Consider the following 17,263-nt stretch of genomic DNA (forward strand, 5'->3'; position numbering starts at 1 on the left):
CCTCACAACCACAAAGCTTTGCGAACTTCTCCCCCATTTACCAATCATCATTATCAATTTAATTTGCGTTCCTTGCGGTTAAAAACAAACAGCCATTTCCTGCCAAATCAATAATTTCAACCTCAAATCACACCTTCACATTATCACTATAACAAGGTTTTTACAGATTTTATACTAAATCCCAAACAAAATACCTTACCTTTGCCGGCTTGAATTTTAAAACTAAATGAGTTAGGATGTTACAAAATAATGTATTAAAGGGAGTCTTTTTTGTTGCTTTAGGAGCTACAACTTACGGAATGTTAGCCACTTTTGTAAAAATGGCCTATTCAGAAGGATATACAACTGCCGAAGTAACAACTTCTCAATTTGTACTTGGAATTATTGGTATTTTACTGATCAATGCTTTTCAGAAAATAAAACATAAAGACAACGTAGTAAAAGCTACTCCCAAAAACATATTTAACCTGATGCTGGCAGGTACTTCATTAGGTATGACGAGTTTATTCTATTATCTAGCCGTAAAATTCATTCCGGTTTCCATTGGTATTGTGTTACTGATGCAGACCGTCTGGATGGGTGTTTTGCTTGAAATGATTTTAGAAAAAAAATTACCTTCCAAACAAAAGGTGATTGCCGTATGTATTGTTTTAGTCGGAACTGTTCTGGCTACCAACATTATCCATAACGATATCGCACTGGACTGGCGAGGCCTTGCATGGGGAATTATGGCTGCAGCTTCTTTTACCACTACCATGTTTACCGCAAATCGCGTGGCTACCGAAATTTCATCGGCACAACGCAGCTTGTATATGCTTTTGGGTGGGGCAATAATTGTATTTACATTTGCTTTTTTCACTCAGGTTACTCCTTTCAACCTTGCGATTTTCCTGAAATGGGGAATTGTATTGTCCTTATTCGGAACTATTATCCCGCCTATGTTGATGAACATCGGTTTTCCGCTAACCGGAATTGGCTTAGGAAGTATTGTCTCTGCACTGGAACTTCCGGTTTCTGTAATGATGGCCTACGTTTTATTAGACGAAAAAGTAATTTTCCTGCAATGGGTTGGAATTCTGCTCATCATTCTGGCAATCATTATAATGAACGTAAATTTTAAGCGCAAAAATTAACTTATATTGTATAGTTCTAAAAAAATGAACTTAATAATATATTATTTGTTAATTTTTTTATAAATTCGTGATAAACTATACTATCATGAATTTACCGTGGCATTTATATGTAATGGCTTTTCTTTATATAATTGCCGGAATCAATCATTTTAAAAATCCGGGAATGTACATCAGAATCATTCCTCCCTTTTTTCCAAATCCCAAGTTATTAAATATTTTAAGCGGAGCTGCAGAAATCATTCTGGGCCTTCTGCTGACGCTTCCTTTTTTTACGCCTTATGCAGCCTGGGGAATTATAGCTTTGTTAATTGCTGTTTTTCCTGCTAATCTGTATATGTTTCAAAAGAAAAAAGGAGGCTATTCTCTATTAAAATTTATTTTATTAATACGTTTGCCCTTACAGATTGTATTGATTTTATGGGCATACCAATACACTCATTAACATACACTCATTAACAATCAACTATTAATTAAAATTATTTTATCATGAAAAAATTATTTGCTGAGTTCTTCGGAACATATTGGCTGGTTTTTGGAGGTTGTGGAAGCGCCATTTTTGCTGCCGGATTTCCCGAATTAGGCATTGGATTTGCAGGTGTCGCACTTGCATTTGGACTGACCGTACTGGCAATGGCTTATGCAGTCGGACACATCTCAGGCGGGCATTTTAATCCTGCCGTTTCCTTAGGCCTTTGGGCCGGAGGTAAATTTCCTGTCAAAGATCTTATACCTTATATTATAGCACAATGCGTTGGAGCCATAGCGGCAGCAGGAACATTATATACTATAGCATCCGGAAAAGCTGGTTTTGCAATTGACAGCACCAAAGCAGGGGCTTTTGCCTCAAACGGATTTGGAGCATTTTCTCCTGATGGGTATTCTTTACAATCTGTCTTTATTGCCGAATTTGTACTGACTTTATTTTTCATCCTTATCATAATGGGCGCTACAGACAAGTTTGCAAACAGTAATTTTTGTGGAATTGTAATCGGATTGACGCTAACCGTTATTCACTTAATCAGTATCCCCATTACCAATACTTCCGTAAATCCCGCGAGATCTTTATCTCAGGCTCTTTTTGTGGGTGGCGAACCCTTATCTCAGGTCTGGCTTTTCTGGGTTGCTCCTGTTTTAGGTGCTGTCTTAGGCGGATTTATCTATAAAAATCTGTTACAAAAGGATTCTGAAGAATCACAAATAAATAAATCAACTATTAACCCTTAAAACATAAACTATGGAATTTTTCTATTTCTTACTTATCGAAGCAATCTCAGGCGGCGGTTTCGGGCCTTCCTGGTAATATCGCTGTTGGTATCATTGGCGGATGCGCATGGAATTACAAAAGCATTCTGAAGAATCACAAATAAACAAATAAACAAATCAACTATTAACCCTTAAAATATAAACTATGGAGTTTTATTTCTTACTTATCGAAGCAATCTCAGGCGGCGGTTTCGGACCTTCCTGGTAATATCGTTGTTGGTATCATTGGCGGATGCGCATGGAATTACAAAAGCATTCTGAAGAATCAAAAACAAACAAATCAACTATTACATAACGCTTAAAACATAAACTATGGAGTTTTTATATTTCTTACTTATCGGAGCAATCTCAGGCTGGTTAGCTGGTCAATTATGGAAAGGCGGCGGTTTCGGCCTTCTGGGCAATATCGTTGTTGGAATCATTGGCGGAATCTTCGGAGGATGGCTGGCTCCTAAACTTGGCATTGGCGGAGGCGGATTGCTTTGGCAGATTGTTATAGCCGCCGGAGGCGCATGGATTTTGTTGTTTATTATTAGCCTGATCAAAAAGTAATACTAAAAACAGATCGTATTTAGTACGATATCCTATACACATAAAGGGAAAAGTGAAAATAAAATTTCACTTTTCCCTTTTTTTATACTAAACAACTATTAAACAATTACATATCTGTTAAAATTCATACCTTTATTTCATTAAATTAATTAAATTTGATCGAATATACTATACGATCATGAATGAAATAATTGCCTATTTTAGTACGATTCCTTCCTCTCATAGAAGTTTAATTCTGGTTGGGGGAATCACTCTTTTTTGGTTAATTGAGAATACGTTCCCTTTATTTCAGATGAATTATAAAAAATGGAATCATGCGGGGATTAATTTCTTTTTCACCTTTACGACCATTATTGTCAATTTTGTACTGGCGTTTATTCTAATTAAAACGGCTGAATGGACCACTCAAAATCATTTTGGAATTTTAAACTGGCTGCCTGAAATTCCAATTTGGCTGTATACTATTATCGGATTACTGCTGTTAGATCTTATTGGCGCTTATTTAGCCCATTTCACCCAACACAAAGTGAAGATTTTATGGCGTTTCCATCTTATTCACCATACGGATACCTGGATCGATACCACAACGGCCAACAGGCATCATCCAGGCGAAAGCGTGATTCGTTTTATATTTACCGCTTTTGGAGTACTATTCGTTGGAAGCCCAATGTGGATGGTCTTTTTGTACCAGTCACTATCGGTTGTAGCGTCTCAGTTTAATCATGCCAATATTTCACTGCCCCATAAGCTGGATGTGCTGCTGAGCTATTTTATCGTTTCCCCCAATATGCATAAGGTACACCATCATTATGTCCTGCCTTATACAGACAGTAATTATGGGAATATATTTTCGATTTGGGATCGTCTTTTCGGGACTTTTACAACATTACCGAAGGAAGATTTAATCTATGGCGTAGACACACATATGCTGCCGGATGAAAATAACAAACTGCAAAAATTACTTCATATTCCCTTTCAAAAAACCAGATCTGCAAAAAACAATTAAAAATCATAAAAAAAGTAGCACCGATCGCACCAAGTAGTTATTTTTTTTATTAATATTGATATATAAATTGAAAATCAATCTACTAATCATTAACCCCTATTTTGAATTAATTTTCACGTGATGAAAAAGAGTAACCGCAAAGAATTGAATTGGGAACAAACGGAAAAGTTGGTTTCGTTAGCCCTGGAAGAAAAAAATCCATTTGAAATTATAAAAAAAGAGTTTGGATTGGCAGAAAAAGAAGTACTGGAGATCCTGAAGAAGAAAATGCCTCTTGAAAAATTTGAGATGTGGAAAAAGAAAGCTTTAGCAACTAAACCAAAACCAAAACCCGTTAAAATAGATGATTTTGATGAAGATTTGGATGGCAAATATTATATAAAGAACAAATTAGACTAAAAAAAACTCCTGCAATTCAGGAGTTTTTTTTTATTTTTATAAGTTTTATAAGAATTCTGTAACAATTTTACGTTTTGTAAGTCAAACACAAATAACTAAACTCAAGCAAATGAAAAAAATAATTTACACCTTAGCGCTCGCAGTAACATTCTGGAGTTGTAAAACCGGTTCTGCCGGAGCTGCCAAAAAGAATACTGTAGACGTTAACATTAATCTTACTGATGTAAAAGACGATAAAGTTCTGGTAACCGTAACAGCACCGGAAATCAAAACAGATGAAGTAATTTACAGCATTCCAAAAACAGTACCCGGAACATACTCTACCGATAATTACGGTAAATATTCTGATGATTTTAAGGCATACGATGCTAAAGGAACTGCATTGACCGTAAAAAGAATTGACGACAATTCATGGTCTATTTCAAATGCAAAGACATTACAAAAAGTAACCTACCTGGTTGGGGATACTTTTGACACTGAAAAAGGAACCGGATTTGGTAATGATGACGTTTTCTCACCTGCAGGAACCAATATTAATGCCGGAGTTAACTTCATGGTGAACACACACGGTTTTGTAGGTTACTTTCAGGACAAATTAAATGTTCCTTATAAAGTTACCATTACACATCCTGAAACACTTTGGGGAGCGACTTCAATGACAGATGAAGATGCTAGCAAAACCAGCGATGTTTTTACAACACCGCGTTATGCCGTTTTGGTTGAAAATCCAATCATGTATTCTAAACCGGATTACACAACGTTTAACGTAAACGGAATGGATATCCTGATTGCTGTTTATTCTCCAACAGGAAAATTTACCGCAGAAAGCATCACTCCGGAAATGAAAACAATGATGACCGCTCAGAAAAACTTTTTAGGAAAGGTAAACGCTACTAAAAAATATACGGTTTTGTTGTATTTATCAAGCATGGCCAAAGACGATGCACATGGTTTCGGAGCTTTGGAACACCCAACAGCAACAACAGTTGTTTTACCGGAATCTATGCCGAAAGAAAAACTGGTAGAATCTATGAAAGACGTTGTTTCTCATGAGTTCTTCCATATTGTAACGCCATTGACTGTTCACTCCAAAGAAATTCAGTATTTTGATTACAATGCACCAAAAATGTCAGAACATTTATGGATGTACGAAGGGGTAACGGAATATTTTGCCAATCTTTTCCAGATCAATCAGGGATTAATTAATGAAAGTGAATTTTATACGCGTATTGCAGATAAAATCCAACAGTCAAAAAGCCTGAATGATACTATGTCATTTACAGTAATGAGCGCTAATGTTTTAGAGCAGCCTTATAAAGACCAATACTTAAATGTATATCAAAAGGGAGCTTTAATCGGAATGTGTATCGATATTATCATCAGAGAAAAAAGCAACGGAGAAAGAGGAATTCTTGACCTAATGCACAAATTATCGAATGAATATGGTATCGAAAAGCCTTTCAACGATAATGAGCTTTTTGCTAAAATCACAGAACTGACATATCCTGAAGTGGGAGAATTTTTGAAAACTTATGTACAGGGAACAACTCCAATTCCTTACGATGTTTATTTGGCTAAAGTGGGTGTAACAAAATCACTGGAGAAAAAACCAGGTCCAATTTTCCTGAAAGGACAAACACCTTATATTAGTATTGACAAACAGACAAAAGAAATCGCTGTTCGTCCAGATATTGAATTAAACGAATTTTTCAGGAATTTAAACTTAAAAGGCGGTGATATCATTGTGTCCGTAAACAGTAAACCCTACTCGTTAACGAACATCTATGATTTAATTACAGAAAGTGAAAACTGGAAAGAAAACGATCCAATCACACTGGAAATTAAACGTGGTGGTGCAGCACAAACGATAAAAGGAACTGTAAAATTACCATCTGAAGAAACAGAAACGTTTAAAGCTACAGATGCTTCAAAAGACAAACTTAGAAATGCATGGTTGAAAGGGTAATCTTTTAATCTTAAACATAAAAAAAACCGACAAGTGATTGTCGGTTTTTTTATGTTTTAATTTCCGCTTGTCATTTTGACGCAAAGATAAATCTCATTACGGAATTACAAGTCGTTGCTCTCTGAATGCGATTTCTCCTTCGTCGAAATGACAAATTGAGCGCAAAAAAAGACAAGTGATTATCGGTTTTTTTTTATGTTTTTAACTTCTGCTTGTCATTTCGACGAAGGAGAAATCAAATCAAGTTGATAACGTTGCGTTATTCCCGTTATGTGATTTCTCCTTCGTCGAAATGACACAAATGAGAATAATTATTTCTTAACCGGGAACTTCCAGTCAAATTCATCTTTATCATTGATTATGGCTCCGATTTCAAACTTCACCACCTCATCAAACTCAGTCTGAAGAATAAACCAGTTGTCTTCATTGAAATAATTCTCGAACGTATCAAAAGTCTCCTGAGTGTATTTCGTGATTCCTTTTGTAGCCAGATCTTTCTTTACATCCGCAATTTTTCTTCCGATTAGTTTGTATCCGAAAATTTCCAGATCATTTCCTGAAGCTACCAAATAACCTAATTTCAGGTCTTCTTCCTGATAAAAAGTCAATCTTACTTTTTGGGCATTGTATACGAAAATTACATTATCATCTTCGTCTGTATAATTTTTATCCGGTTTTCCCAAAGCAGCCGTTACATCATTTTGCTTCATTCCGAAAAGCAATTTATCAATTCCCGATTTTAGATTTATTTTCATATGGATTGTCATTTTATTTGAAGTGCAAATTTCGTGAAGTTTTTACAAACTCTGTTATGTTTAATCTTTTTGTTTGCCACGAATTACACAAATTTTCTCGAATTTTATCACAACCCTGACAGGTTTAGCTGATCAACCTAATAATTCTTCTTATTCGGCTTATCACTCATATAAAAAGTAATTTTACCTCCATTGATAACCTCTGAATGTTTCAGAAAAGGTTTATCTAATTGTTTTCCGTTCAAAAGAACTTTACTCACAAACACATTTTTATCGGACTGATTTACCGTTTCCACTTCGAAATTTTTACCGTTCTCTAAGTTAAAGACCGCATTTTTCACCAATGGACTTCCTAAAGCATATTCATCAGAGCCCGGAGCTACAGGATAAAATCCTAAACTACTGAAAATGTACCAGGCACTCATTTGTCCGAAATCATCATTACCGCCCAGACCGTCTGCCCCGTTTCTGTACATTTTTTTCAAAATCATTCTGATCTTATCCTGTGCTTTCCAGGGCGAATTAGTCCAGTTGTATAAATACACCACATGATGTGAAGGCTCATTGCCATGAACGTAGTTTCCAATGATTCCGTCTCTGGTAATATCTTCCGTGTTTTCGAAATATTTATCCGGAAGATGCATATTGAACAACGAATCTAATCGTACATTGAATTTGTCATTTCCACCCATCATTTTAATCATTTCTGCAGGATCCTGCGGCACATACAAACTGTAATTCCATGAATTTCCCTCAATGAAACCCTGTCCGTGGGTATCTAAAGGATCAAACTCTTTCTTAAAAGTTCCGTCATTTAATTTCGGGCGCATGAAACCTGTTTTGGCATCATACACATTTTTATAGTTTTTAGCTCTTTCTATGAATTCCTTATAAATTTCCGTTTTACCCAATTTCTTGGCGGCCTGAGCAATCGCCCAGTCGTCATACGCATATTCTAAGGTTTTAGAAACTGATGCTCCGTTTTTGTCTTCGGGAACATAGCCCATTTTCATATAATATTCCAAACCATCATAATAAGGCACTTTGGCGGTATTGACGCAAGCCTGAAGCGCTTTTTCAGGGTCAAAACCGGTATTTCCTTTTACGATGGCATCAGCAATTACGGAAACGGAATGATACCCGATCATACACCAGTTTTCATTGGCGTAGTGGGACCAGATGGGCAGCATTTTATGCACACTCTGATCGGAATGCGCCAGCATCGAACTAATCATATCTGAATTTCGACCGGGCTGCACAATATTAAATAAAGGATGCAGAGCCCTGTAGGTATCCCATAACGAGTAACTGGTATAGTTTTTAAAGTTTTCGGCTTTATGAACATTCATATCCAAACCTTTATAGTTTCCGTCGAGATCCATGTATTCTGTAGGGCCTAAAAAGGCATGATACATGGCGGTGTAAAAGTTCACCAGATCTTCTTTCTGAAGGGTTTCGATTTGAATTTTATTCAGTTCTTTGTTCCAGACTTCCTGACTTTGTTTTTTAACACGTTCAAAATCCCAGTCCGGAATTTCTTTTTTCATGTTTTCAAGAGCTCCGGCGGAACTTACAGGAGACAAAGCCATTTTTATTTTGATCTTCTCCCCTTCGGCTGTGTCAAAGTCAAAGAACAATTTGAGATTTTGTCCTGCCATCTCCGGAAAATTTTTGGTTTGGTCAAATCTTCCCCAAAAACCTCTGTAAACACTTTTTTCTAAAGCTGCCTGTCCGTAACTTTTAATGGGTTTACTGAAAGACATGGCAAAATAAACGGTTCTGGTTCTTGCCCAGCCATTGGTCTGGCGGTATCCGGTAATCAGGGTATCATTTTCGACACGAACAAAGGTCCAGACATTCTTTTTATCGTAGTTATAAATCCCCGAAGTTAAGTCCAGAATAATATGTGCTTCATCTGACTTCGGAAAAGTATATTGATGCATCCCAACGCGCGTGGTGGCAGTAAGTTCCGCTTTAATGTTATGATCTTCCAGCAGCACGCTGTAATACGCCGGCGCTGCTTTTTCTGTAGCATGAGAAAATACGGAACGATATCCGGATAATGGTTTTGAAGCGGTTCCCGGATTCAGTTGCAATTTTCCGGTGGTTGGCATAATTAAAAAATCACCCAGATCAGAATGTCCTGTTCCGCTAAAATGAGTGTGGCTGAAACCAACAATCGTTTTGTCTTCATATTGATAACCTGCACAGTATTTATAGACTTCTCCATTGTATTTTCCGTTTAAGCCGTACGCGATGGTATCGGTTTCGGGGCTTAATTGCACACTTCCAAACGGAACGGTTGCTCCGGGATACGTATGACCCATTTTGGCCGTACCAATCATAGGATCCACATACTGAATTAAATCTTTAAGTGTATTTGCTTTTTTCTGTGCATGGATCGCAGTTACACCACACATTAAAATTAATGATCCAAAAAGGTTTTTTTTACTGTTTACTATATTCATTAAGTAGTTTTTTTTAAAGAATAATTATCCGAATTTAAATCAATAGCAATGAAATTACCACCAAAATTTAAATTCAGTTTCATGTTTGAAAATTACAATAAATTATGGCTTTTAAAAAATATAAATATGCTTCAATCTCTATTCCTTTTGAATATCTTTGGTCTGTTAACAAGACCATTCCATTCATGAAAAATTATATTTTAATCGTATTTCTTGCTTTTTCTACCTTCAGTTTCTCGCAAAAAACAAATAGTTATATATTAGATAAAGAGCAGATCATCCAGAGAGAACTCAATGGATTAAGTGATTTTCCTATTTACAGGGCTTACGAGTTTCACGATAAAAGTGGTGTTTGTGAATTGGTTTTATTTGAAAACAGGAAGGTTATTTCCAAAAAAGATACTTTAAACACTAAAATCCAGGCCATTTGCGCGATGAATGATCACGGTGGTTTTCGGGAGAGATGGACCATTAACGATTTAGTTGATGCCGAAGAGACCAATATTTGGTTCTGGACTAAATATTGCTCTGCCAAAGATCTTGACGGGGACGGTTACACAGATCCTGTTATAGTGTATGGAACCAGAGATGAAAACGAGTACATCAAACGCGTTAAAATCATTACGGTTTATAAGGACAAAAAGTATGCGATAAGGGCGGTGGAATCTGATTTGGATTACGGTAGAAGTTTTAAAAAGGATGCCAACTGGAAATTATTGCCCCAGAAAATACAAGTCTCTATTACTAAATTGGTGGAGAAAATAAGAAAAGAACAGGATCTTCTTTTGAAAGATGGGTAAAATAAATTCCAAATTTTAAATTCCAAATTCCAAAATGGGAATGGTAAAAATCAATTGTAATGGCAAGGTAATTCGGTATTTGATTAATCCTGAAATTAACGTTTTACAGTTTTCTTTTTAGGTTTTCTTTTACTTCATCAAACCATTCGTTTCTTAGAATACTGAGAACGATGGAATCGCGGCGGATTTCGCTATTGGCAGTTGGCATGTGACTTCTTAAAACGCCTTCGACTTTACAGCCGATGCTTTTCATCGCGGCAATACTGCGCTCGTTATTATTATCGGCACGGAATTCTACACGTTCCATTCCGAGTGTTTCGAAAGCAAATTGTAATAATAGAAATTTACAGTGTTTGTTCAATCCGGTTCCCCTAAATGCAGAGCCGTACCATGTATACCCTAGTTGTACCGTTTTGTAGTCAAGCTGAATATCGTAAAAACGGGTTGAACCGGCATATTTTTGAGATTTTTTATCGAAAACAATGAATGGGAATTCTTTTTTATCCTCCCGGTTTTTTATTGCCGACTGAATGTAATTGATCAGATTTTCTTTCCCGTCGGCACCGACTAAGGAATATTTCCAGGTTTCCGGTTCGTTGATCGAGATTTCTACTAAATTATCGACGTCTGATTCCTGCAAAGGACGCAATAAAACGAAGTCGTCTTCTAAAATGATAGGGTCTGAGAAATTGAAATTTGATGTTGTGCTCATACTTTTTTATTCTTAGTGTAGCGCTGTGATATCTTTGTGTGACTTTGTGTTATAGCTATTTCGCAGAGCTACACTAAAAATATCATGAAGTTTCGCAAAGTTTAATTATTCACTCATTTCATCATAGCGCTCCGGCACCTGCGGATCGTACAACGGACATTTGAATTCTTCCATCAGACTTACGAGCTGATTCATTGTTTTACCTTCGGTTCCGTAGCAGTCGATTCTAACACTTTGTGGCGTAGTTATAACCTGAAAAGCGCCTTTCTCTGCGGTATTTTTCCAGCTGTTGTCATCTACTTTTTCCCATTGCGAAAATACCGATCTGATTCGGTTCATGATCACATCAACCGGAAGTTTCTCCAGGCCTTCTACTTCCTGTTCTTCCACAAGGGCTTCGTAAACCTCGTGATGGTTCAGGTAAATTTCGTCTAAATATTTCCAAAAAAGTAATTCGTACATATGCTTGTTTTTTTTACCATATTAGTGATTATAAGATAATATAAGCCATTGGCATTCTAAACGAAGCCTATGGTCTTGTAAATTAAGAATGGGCTTCGACTTCGCTCAGCCTGACACTTGAATTCATTTAGCCTGACTTTGCTCAATCCATATTAAACTTTAACCGCTCATACATTTACCACTGAGCCTAATTCTTACATGAACTTATATTACTTATATGGTGAAATAAATTATATTTAAATATTTCGATTAGCTCGTAATAGTTAAACGCACTGCTGTGCGCCCTACAGCGATTAACCTTAGAATCTTTGTACCTTTGAACCTTTGAACCTCAAAAAAAAACTAATATTCAAATGTTCCGTATTCGCTGGTAATGGTCAGCTTTTTAACATCAGCTGCTTCTACTCTGCCTACGATTTGTGCCTCCACATTGAATGATTTTGAAATCGCAATGATATCCTGAGCAATGTTTTCGGATACATAAATTTCCATACGGTGTCCACAGTTGAAAACCTGATACATTTCTTTCCAGTCTGTTTTGGACTGCTCCTGAATCAATTTGAACAAGGGTGGAACCGGAAATAAATTGTCTTTTATAATGTGTAAGTTCTGAACGAAATGCAGAATTTTAGTCTGTGCCCCGCCACTGCAGTGCACCATTCCGTGAATTTCGTTTGGAGTATACGTATCTAAAATTTTCTTGATAATCGGTGCGTAGGTTCTGGTTGGTGACAATACCAGCTGACCTGCGTTTATAGGGCTGTTTTCAACTTCATCCGTTAAATTTACCTGACCTGAATAAATTAATTCTTCGGGTACAAGCGCATCGTAACTTTCCGGGTATTTTGTAGCCAGGTATTTTCCGAAAACATCGTGACGTGCAGAAGTAAGTCCGTTGCTTCCCATTCCGCCATTATAGCTTTTTTCGTAAGACGCCTGACCAAAAGAGGCCAAACCAACAATAACATCACCGGCTTTGATATTGGCATTATCCACTACATCGCTGCGTTTCATGCGGGCTGTTACCGTAGAATCTACAATTATGGTACGAACAACATCACCAACGTCTGCAGTTTCCCCGCCTGTTGAATGAATCGTTACGCCAAAAGATTTTAACTCGTTGATTAATTCCTCGGTTCCGTTAATGATCGCAGAGATCACCTCGGCAGGAATCAGGTTTTTATTTCTTCCTATTGTAGAAGAAAGCAGAATATTATCGGTAGCGCCAACACATAATAAATCATCGATATTCATGATTAAAGCATCCTGAGCGATTCCTTTCCAAACTGAAATATCACCGGTTTCTTTCCAATACATATAGGCCAGAGAGGATTTTGTTCCCGCTCCGTCTGCGTGCATAATCAGGCAGTGTTCTGAATCCTGAGTTAAATAATCCGGGACAATTTTACAGAATGCCTGAGGAAATAAACCTTTATCGATATTTTTTATGGCGTTGTGTACGTCTTCTTTTGATGCCGAAACACCTCTTTGTGCGTACCTTTTGCTAGAATCTGAACTCATGAAAATTAGTTTGTGTTGATGTGGTGCAAAGATAATCCCTTTTTTTAATTCTTCGAATGATTCGTAAGTGGATTGTAAAAAGTTTTGCCACGAATTACACGAATTTTCACTAATTTTTTTCTTTTGAAAAACAAAAATCATCCTTAGCGGATGATTTTTGAATGTTTAAACTTTTTAGAATTGTTTAAAAAAGACAGTTTACTTTAGATCGCACTATTTACAAAACAAAAAAACAGATTCGTGAAAATTCGTGCAATTAGTGGCTAAAAAAACCTATTTCGTAAATAACAATTCTCTGTATTTGGTTAACGTCCAGCTTTCGTCGTCCACCAATAATTCTAATTTGTCACAGTGATTGCGGATATCTTCAAAATACGGTTTTACTTTATTGCAATACGTCTCTGCCATTTTTTGTGCGTCGGTCAGCTGATTGGCTGTTTTTCTTTCATTTGTCATGGCCAGAACTTTAGAATTGATTCCCTCAATATGGCCTGAAATTTCTTTTATCAAAACAATCTGCTCTTTTGCAATCGTTTCAAACTCTTTTCCGAAGATTTCTTTTAAACCTTTTACGTTTTCAATTAAAGTATTCTGGTAACGAATAGCAGTCGGAATGACATGATTTCTGGCAATGTCGCCTAAAACTCGTCCTTCAATCTGGATTTTCTTGGTGTATTCTTCCAATTCAATTTCATAACGGGCTTCGGCTTCAATATGGTTTAAAATCCCTAACTCTTCAAATAAATCCAATGCTTGTTTCGAAACTTTAGCTTTAATGGCTTCCGGTGTGGTTTTAAAATTACTTAAGCCTCTTTTTGCTGCTTCTTTTTCCCAGGCGTCGCTGTAACCGTCACCTTCAAAAAGTATTTTTTTAGATTGTTTAATGTATTCTCTTAAAACATTAAAGATGGCATCATCTTTTTTCATGTCTTTCGAATCAATCAAATGGTCCACTTCTGTTTTGAAATCTTTCAATTGTTTGGCTACAATGGCATTCAGCGTCGTCATGGCATTCGAACAGTTGGCATTGGAACCCACAGCCCTGAACTCAAATTTATTTCCTGTAAAGGCAAAAGGCGATGTTCTGTTTCTGTCGGTATTGTCCAGAAGAACGTCCGGAATTTTACCCACTACATTCAGTTTCAAATCTGTTTTTTCTTCAGGAGATAATTTTCCGGTAGTCACACTTTCAAGTTCTGACAATACTTTTGTCAACTGTGCCCCGATAAAAACCGAGATAATAGCCGGCGGTGCCTCATTAGCCCCTAGCCTGTGATCGTTACTTGCTGTCGCGATCGAAGCTCTTAACAATGTTTCGTAATCATTAACGGCTTTAATCGTGTTAATGAAAAAAGTTAAAAACTGCAAATTACTCATTGGTGTCTTACTCGGACTTAATAAGTTGACTCCTGTATCGGTTGCCAGCGACCAGTTATTGTGTTTTCCGGAACCGTTTACGCCTTTAAAAGGTTTTTCGTGAAATAGTACTTTAAAATCATGACGCTCTGCTACTCGCTGCATGACATCCATCAGTAAAGAGTTATGATCTACGGCAAGATTGGTTTCTTCAAAAATCGGAGCCAGCTCAAACTGATTGGGTGCTACTTCGTTATGGCGTGTTTTTACCGGAATTCCCAACAGCATACATTCCTGCTCTAAGTCTCTCATATACGTTAAGGCACGAGTTGGAATAGATCCAAAATAGTGATCGTCTAATTGTTGCCCTTTTGCCGAAGTATGTCCCAATAAAGTTCTTCCTGTCATCATTAAATCGGGACGGGAATTGGCCAGCGCTTTGTCAATAAGGAAATATTCCTGTTCCCAGCCTAACGTTGCGGTTACTTTTTTGACATTTTTATCAAAATATTTACACACTTCTGTTGCCGCCTCATCCATAGCCGATAAAGCTCTCAATAACGGAATTTTATTGTCTAATGCTTCTCCTGTGTAAGCAATAAACACTGTTGGTATACATAAAGTGGTTCCGTAGATAAATGCCGGAGAAGTCGGATCCCAGGCGGTATAACCTCTGGCTTCGAAGGTGTTTCTGATTCCCCCGTTCGGAAAACTTGAGGCATCGGGTTCCTGTTGTACCAGTTGTGCACCTCCGAATTTCTCTACAGGATCACTGCCGTCGTAAGAGGTCTCAAAAAAAGCATCGTGTTTTTCTGCCGTTGTTCCCGTCAGTGGCTGAAACCAGTGGGTATAATGGGTAACACCTTTTGCAAGCGCCCACTCTTTCATTCCCATGGCAATGTAATCGGCCAGTTTTCTGTCTATTTTAGTTCCGTGCTGAATGGCGTCCCGTACTCCTTTTAAGGCATCTGAAGTTAAATATTGCTTCATTGCTTTTTCATTAAACACATTTGAACCAAAAATGTTAGACTTTCTGTCTATTTCTTCAAAATGTACCGGCTTTCTGGTAGAAGCTTCTTTTAAAGCTTGGAAACGTAATGTTGACATGTATATAATTTTAAAATATTCATACTGATTTTAACTAAAAAAAGAGGAACAAATATAAGCAATTAAACCCCCTGTTTTAAACATAAATAATAGAATTTTATGCGAAGATTTTGCAACAGAAGAAGCTTTTTACCAAGAATAATGAATTTGAATTAAAGAAATATAACAAATTATGACAGTATTCCTGATTAAATAAACAATTTTTCGCAATTGATGGAGCACTAAATTCAAAAAACATGCTTAATTATTACGAATTTATTTTTAATAGCTATTAAAAATTGCTTTTTTAAAAATATACCCCTCTGAAAATTGCGCTTATCCAAAAAATTATAGTCAGCTAAACAAAATAGCCCCCTAATTTTTAGGACTAAAAAAATAAATCTATATTTGACCCAGCGAAAAAACAAAAAAAAATAAATTTATATTATTATGGCTAAAATTAAGTTAGAGTACATTTGGTTAGATGGATATGAACCAACTCAAAATCTTAGAAGTAAAACTAAAGTTGAAGAACACGAAAATTTCAAAGGAACATTAGAAGAACTTGGAAACTGGTCATTTGATGGTTCATCAACAAAACAAGCTGAAGGAGGATCTTCTGACTGTTTATTAGTGCCTGTTGCAATTTACCCGGATCCAACCCGTATTAATGGTTGGTTGGTAATGACAGAAGTTATGTATGCTGATGGTACTCCACACGCTTCTAACGGTAGAGCTACTATTGATGACGATGGTGATTTCTGGTTCGGTTTTGAACAGGAATATTTCATTATGGACACTAAAACTTTATTGCCATTAGGTTTCCCTGTTGGAGGATATCCTGCTCCACAAGGTATGTACTACTGTTCTGTAGGTGGAAAAAACACACACGGAAGAAAATTAGTAGAAGAGCATGCTGATTTATGTATTGCTGCAGGAATCAACTTTGAAGGAATCAACCAGGAGGTTGCTTGCGGACAATGGGAATTCCAATTATTTGCTAAAGGTGCTAAAAAAGCCGGAGATGAGATCTGGGTTGCCAGATACTTATTAGATCGTTTGACTGAAAAATATGGTTACTATATAGAATATCACCCAAAACCACTTGGAGATACAGACTGGAATGGTTCAGGTATGCATGCTAACTTCTCTAACGAGGTGTTAAGAACATGTGGAGACCAGGCTACTTACGAAAGAATTTGTGAGGCTTTCAGACCTGTTACTGCTGAGCATATCGCGGTTTACGGAGCTTACAACGACCAACGTTTAACTGGTAAACACGAAACTGCATCTATTCACGATTTCTCTTATGGAGTATCTGACAGAGGTTGTTCAATCAGAATTCCTTTAATGACAGTTCAAAAAGGATGGAAAGGCTGGTTAGAAGACAGAAGACCAGCTTCAAACGGTGATCCATACAAAATTGCAGCAAGAATTATCAAAACTGTAAAATCAGCACTATAATTCATAGTTTATAATATATACTTAAAGAGACTGCCCAAAAAGGCAGTCTCTTTTTTTTCGCAATTATTTGTCATCCCGAGGAACGAGGGATCACACTGGCAACTCTACAAAGATTGGCGAAATACTATGCAGAATTTTCAGTGTGATTTTACTTCGTCTGTTCGCTATCGCCCGGGCCTCCTACGTCGAAATTGACCTATATTGAGAATAGATTGCTACTATCTAATAAAGCAAACGGGAAAAGTTTTTAAAACCTCCCCTATTTATAAAATTTCAGAGTAAGTTTCTTATATTTAATTTTTAAGTTAAAATTCAAAAAC

The 17,263-nt window shown here is 36.8% G+C and carries 15 protein-coding genes; 9 read left to right on the forward strand and 6 right to left on the reverse strand.

The window, feature by feature from the left end; translation table 11 throughout:
* The first annotated feature begins 236 nt into the window (after nt 1-236).
* From HAV12_RS17080 to HAV12_RS17110, 7 genes are all read left to right on the forward strand, one after another.
* On the forward strand, nt 237-1,133 hold the full coding sequence (locus HAV12_RS17080; RefSeq protein WP_171570731.1) for a DMT family transporter: 897 nt from the start codon (nt 237-239) through the stop codon (nt 1,131-1,133).
* An 85-nt stretch (nt 1,134-1,218) separates the two neighbouring features.
* Nucleotides 1,219-1,575, forward strand: coding sequence for a DoxX family membrane protein (locus HAV12_RS17085; RefSeq protein ID WP_171570732.1), 357 nt, complete (start codon nt 1,219-1,221; stop codon nt 1,573-1,575).
* Nucleotides 1,576-1,619: 44 nt separating this feature from the next.
* Nucleotides 1,620-2,357, forward strand: a complete 738-nt coding sequence (aqpZ, locus tag HAV12_RS17090; RefSeq protein ID WP_171570733.1) for an aquaporin Z — start codon at nt 1,620-1,622, stop codon at nt 2,355-2,357.
* A 351-nt stretch (nt 2,358-2,708) separates the two neighbouring features.
* The gene (locus HAV12_RS17095) at nt 2,709-2,948 is read left to right on the forward strand and encodes a GlsB/YeaQ/YmgE family stress response membrane protein (protein WP_132035637.1); all 240 of its coding nucleotides are present in this window, start codon (nt 2,709-2,711) and stop codon (nt 2,946-2,948) included.
* Between the two features lie 178 nt (nt 2,949-3,126).
* Entirely contained in the window at nt 3,127-3,954 is an 828-nt protein-coding gene (locus HAV12_RS17100; RefSeq protein WP_171570734.1) for a sterol desaturase family protein, read from the forward strand.
* A 120-nt stretch (nt 3,955-4,074) separates the two neighbouring features.
* Nucleotides 4,075-4,353, forward strand: coding sequence for a DUF2805 domain-containing protein (locus HAV12_RS17105; protein ID WP_132035643.1), 279 nt, complete (start codon nt 4,075-4,077; stop codon nt 4,351-4,353).
* A 109-nt stretch (nt 4,354-4,462) separates the two neighbouring features.
* Entirely contained in the window at nt 4,463-6,319 is a 1,857-nt protein-coding gene (locus tag HAV12_RS17110; protein WP_171570735.1) for a peptidase M61, read from the forward strand.
* A 311-nt stretch (nt 6,320-6,630) separates the two neighbouring features.
* Here the strand turns inward: HAV12_RS17110 and HAV12_RS17115 are convergent, their stop codons facing one another.
* Together HAV12_RS17115 and HAV12_RS17120 are read right to left on the reverse strand one after the other, a co-directional pair.
* Complete coding sequence (locus HAV12_RS17115; RefSeq protein WP_132035649.1) at nt 6,631-7,074, reverse strand: hypothetical protein; 444 nt, start codon at nt 7,072-7,074, stop codon at nt 6,631-6,633.
* A gap of 137 nt (nt 7,075-7,211) precedes the next feature.
* Nucleotides 7,212-9,494: a GH92 family glycosyl hydrolase gene (locus HAV12_RS17120; protein ID WP_171571710.1), complete on the reverse strand. Its 2,283-nt coding sequence runs from the start codon at nt 9,492-9,494 to the stop codon at nt 7,212-7,214.
* A 233-nt stretch (nt 9,495-9,727) separates the two neighbouring features.
* On the opposite strand from HAV12_RS17120, the gene HAV12_RS17125 reads away from it, so the two are divergent.
* Nucleotides 9,728-10,342 (forward strand): M949_RS01915 family surface polysaccharide biosynthesis protein, encoded by a 615-nt coding sequence (locus HAV12_RS17125; protein ID WP_171571711.1) that lies wholly within the window; start codon nt 9,728-9,730, stop codon nt 10,340-10,342.
* A 103-nt stretch (nt 10,343-10,445) separates the two neighbouring features.
* Here the strand turns inward: HAV12_RS17125 and HAV12_RS17130 are convergent, their stop codons facing one another.
* The 4 genes from HAV12_RS17130 to HAV12_RS17145 all read right to left on the reverse strand — a co-directional run bounded on the left by HAV12_RS17130 (nt 10,446) and on the right by HAV12_RS17145 (nt 15,500).
* Nucleotides 10,446-11,054 (reverse strand): GNAT family N-acetyltransferase, encoded by a 609-nt coding sequence (locus HAV12_RS17130; protein ID WP_171570736.1) that lies wholly within the window; start codon nt 11,052-11,054, stop codon nt 10,446-10,448.
* 105 nt (nt 11,055-11,159) lie between these two features.
* Nucleotides 11,160-11,516: a hypothetical protein gene (locus HAV12_RS17135; protein ID WP_171570737.1), complete on the reverse strand. Its 357-nt coding sequence runs from the start codon at nt 11,514-11,516 to the stop codon at nt 11,160-11,162.
* A 342-nt stretch (nt 11,517-11,858) separates the two neighbouring features.
* Nucleotides 11,859-13,037 (reverse strand): AIR synthase related protein, encoded by a 1,179-nt coding sequence (locus HAV12_RS17140; protein ID WP_171570738.1) that lies wholly within the window; start codon nt 13,035-13,037, stop codon nt 11,859-11,861.
* A 273-nt stretch (nt 13,038-13,310) separates the two neighbouring features.
* On the reverse strand, nt 13,311-15,500 hold the full coding sequence (locus tag HAV12_RS17145) for a glutamine synthetase III (RefSeq protein WP_171570739.1): 2,190 nt from the start codon (nt 15,498-15,500) through the stop codon (nt 13,311-13,313).
* A 429-nt stretch (nt 15,501-15,929) separates the two neighbouring features.
* Between HAV12_RS17145 and HAV12_RS17150 the strand changes: the two genes are divergently transcribed.
* The gene (locus tag HAV12_RS17150) at nt 15,930-16,943 is read left to right on the forward strand and encodes a glutamine synthetase beta-grasp domain-containing protein (RefSeq protein WP_115847512.1); all 1,014 of its coding nucleotides are present in this window, start codon (nt 15,930-15,932) and stop codon (nt 16,941-16,943) included.
* Nucleotides 16,944-17,263: the final 320 nt, after the last annotated feature.

The organism is Flavobacterium sp. CLA17 (assembly GCF_013112255.2).
GTDB lineage: Bacteria > Bacteroidota > Bacteroidia > Flavobacteriales > Flavobacteriaceae > Flavobacterium > Flavobacterium circumlabens.